Annotated in this window: 2 protein-coding genes; both read left to right on the forward strand. The window is 63.0% G+C overall.

From position 1 onward, the window contains the following. Positions 1-87: 87 nt before the first annotated feature. Positions 88-1,053 (forward strand): sugar-binding transcriptional regulator, encoded by a 966-nt coding sequence (locus tag EN893_RS29110; protein ID WP_127270079.1) that lies wholly within the window; start codon positions 88-90, stop codon positions 1,051-1,053. A 90-nt stretch (positions 1,054-1,143) separates the two neighbouring features. Beyond that, a partial coding sequence (locus EN893_RS29115; protein ID WP_128361988.1) for a bifunctional aldolase/short-chain dehydrogenase occupies positions 1,144-2,452 on the forward strand: 1,309 nt, incomplete at its 3' end.

The following is a 2,452-nucleotide window of genomic DNA, read 5'->3' on the forward strand; positions in this document are numbered from 1 at the left end:
AGATTCAGCGTAAGCGGGAGTATCGCATACCTCTGCCCAGTTTGACTTTTGTCGAGAGCCGTGAATAATGTCAGCCGAGGAGACGGCATGGCGATCCGACCGGCAGAACAACTCATCCACAAGGCCGCCTGGCTCTACTATGCCCATGGCCTGCGGCAGGACCAGGTGGCGAGCCAGCTTAACATTTCCCGTGCCTCGGTCGCCATGTATCTGCGCAAGGCGCGCGAGACCGGCATCGTCAACATCTCGACTTCGACCCAGCTTTTCACCGACGACGTGCTGGCGCGCAAGCTCGAGGATGCGTTGAGCCTCGACGCCGTCTGGATCGCACCGGAGAATGATCATATTGCCGACCCGTCGACGGAAATCGCCGTGCTGGCGGCAAGCGTCTTTCTCGAACTGGTCAAGAAGGGCGACCGCATCGGCGTCGCCTGGGGCCGCACCGTCTATATGATCGCCGACGTGATGTCCTATGCCGATCTGCAGGATGTCACAGTGGTGCAGCTCTGCGGCAATCTCGGCGCACCCTATTCCTATCGCCCCGACCAATGCACCATGGAGATCGCCCGGCGGCTCAACGCCAAGGGGCTCAATTTCTACGCGCCGCTGGTGCTGTCGACGGAAGAACTCGCGCGGGCGCTGCGTGCCGAGCCGGTGATCCGGGAACAATTGTCGGGTGTCAGCGAATGCGACCTGGCGTTATACTCGGTCGGCGCGGTCGACGCCGACAGCCATCTGGTCAAATGCGGCGCGCTGACGCCAAGAGAAATGGCGGATCTGCGCAGCCAAGGCGCTGCCGGCGTGATTGCCGGGCAGATCATAGACGCCGAAGGCAAGGTGCTCGGCTGCAGTTATAACCGCCGGGTGATCTCCGCCGAGCTTGCCTCGCTGCGCGCCATCGCCAGGCGTTTGGTGGTGGTGCAGGAGGACAGCAAGTTCGAACCGCTGCTCGCGGCGATCGCGGGCGGCCTTTGCACGCATCTGGTGGTCGGCGCGCACATGGCGCAGCGGCTCCTGGATCATGCGGCTGCCACGACAGAAAAGGCCTCCTAGAAATCCTCCTCTCCGCCGCCGGCGCATTGTCATCAAAGCGTCGCGGCAATCCTGTTTCACCATCAAAACAAACAACCGGACGAAGCGAACATGAACAATTTGTGGAATGACGAAACAGCCGAAAAACTCGTCGCCGACTACGCGAAAAAGGGTGTCGGCCGCGACCTGGCGCTGCGCGTCTACACGACCCGGCTGCTCGGCGGCGAACCACGGCTGGTCCTGCATGGCGGCGGCAACACCTCTTGCAAGACGACGGCAACCGACCTCGTCGGCGACCAGTGGGACGTGCTGTGCGTCAAGGGCAGCGGCTGGGACATGGGCATCATCGAGCCGCAGGGCCTGCCGGCCGTCAAGCTCAAGCCGCTGCTCAAGGCGCGCGCGCTGAACAGGCTGGCCGACGAGGACATGGTTGCCCTGCAACGCGTCAACCTCATCGATCCGTCCTCGCCCAACCCGTCGGTCGAGACGCTGCTGCATGCCTTCCTGCCGCACAAATTCGTCGACCACACGCACTCGACCGCCATCCTCGCCATCGTCGACCAGGAGGACTCCAAGCCGCTGGTGAAGACGGTGTTCGGCAGCAAGATGGGTTACGTGCCTTACATCATGCCCGGCTTCGACCTCGCCAAGGCGGCCGCAGATATCTTCGACGCCGACCCTGATGTCGAAGGCCTGATCCTCGACAAGCACGGCATTTTCACCTTCGGCGACGACGCCAAACAGGCCTACGACCGGATGATCCATTATGTGAATGTCGCCGAGGACTTCATTGCCGCAAGCGGCAAGCCGAAGGCGGCAAAGGCAGCCTTGCCGGCAAAGCTCGCGACACCGGCGTCGATCGCGCCGATGCTGCGTGGTGCGGTGGCGGTAGCGCGCGGCGGAGGCCGCTTCGACCGCATGATCAGCGATTTCCGCACTTCGCCGGCAATTGTCGATTTCATCAATTCGGCTGAGATCGCCGACTATGCCGGACGCGGCGTGTCGACACCGGATCTGTCGATCCGCATCAAGACCGGCCCAATGGCGCTGCCGGCGCCCGATGCTGACAAGGCCGGTGACTACAAGGTGGCAATCAAGAGCCATGTCGACGCGTTCGCCAAGGATTATCGCGCCTATTTCGAAACCAATGATGCGCTCGACGACGTCAAGCGCACCATGCTCGACCAGATGCCGCGGCTGACGCTGGTGCCGGGCCTCGGCATGTTCGGCCATGGCCGCACGCTGAAGGACGCGAAGATCGCCTCGGATGTCGGCGAGATGTGGATCGAGGCGGTGCGCGGCGCCGAGGCGGTCGGCCGTTTCCACCCGCTCTCCAAGGCCGATCTGTTCCCGCTCGAATACTGGTCGCTGGAACAGGCCAAGCTCGCCTCCAACAAGCCGAAGCCACTGACTGGCCAGG

This window comes from Mesorhizobium sp. M7A.F.Ca.CA.004.04.2.1 (genome assembly GCF_004022825.1).
GTDB lineage: Bacteria > Pseudomonadota > Alphaproteobacteria > Rhizobiales > Rhizobiaceae > Mesorhizobium.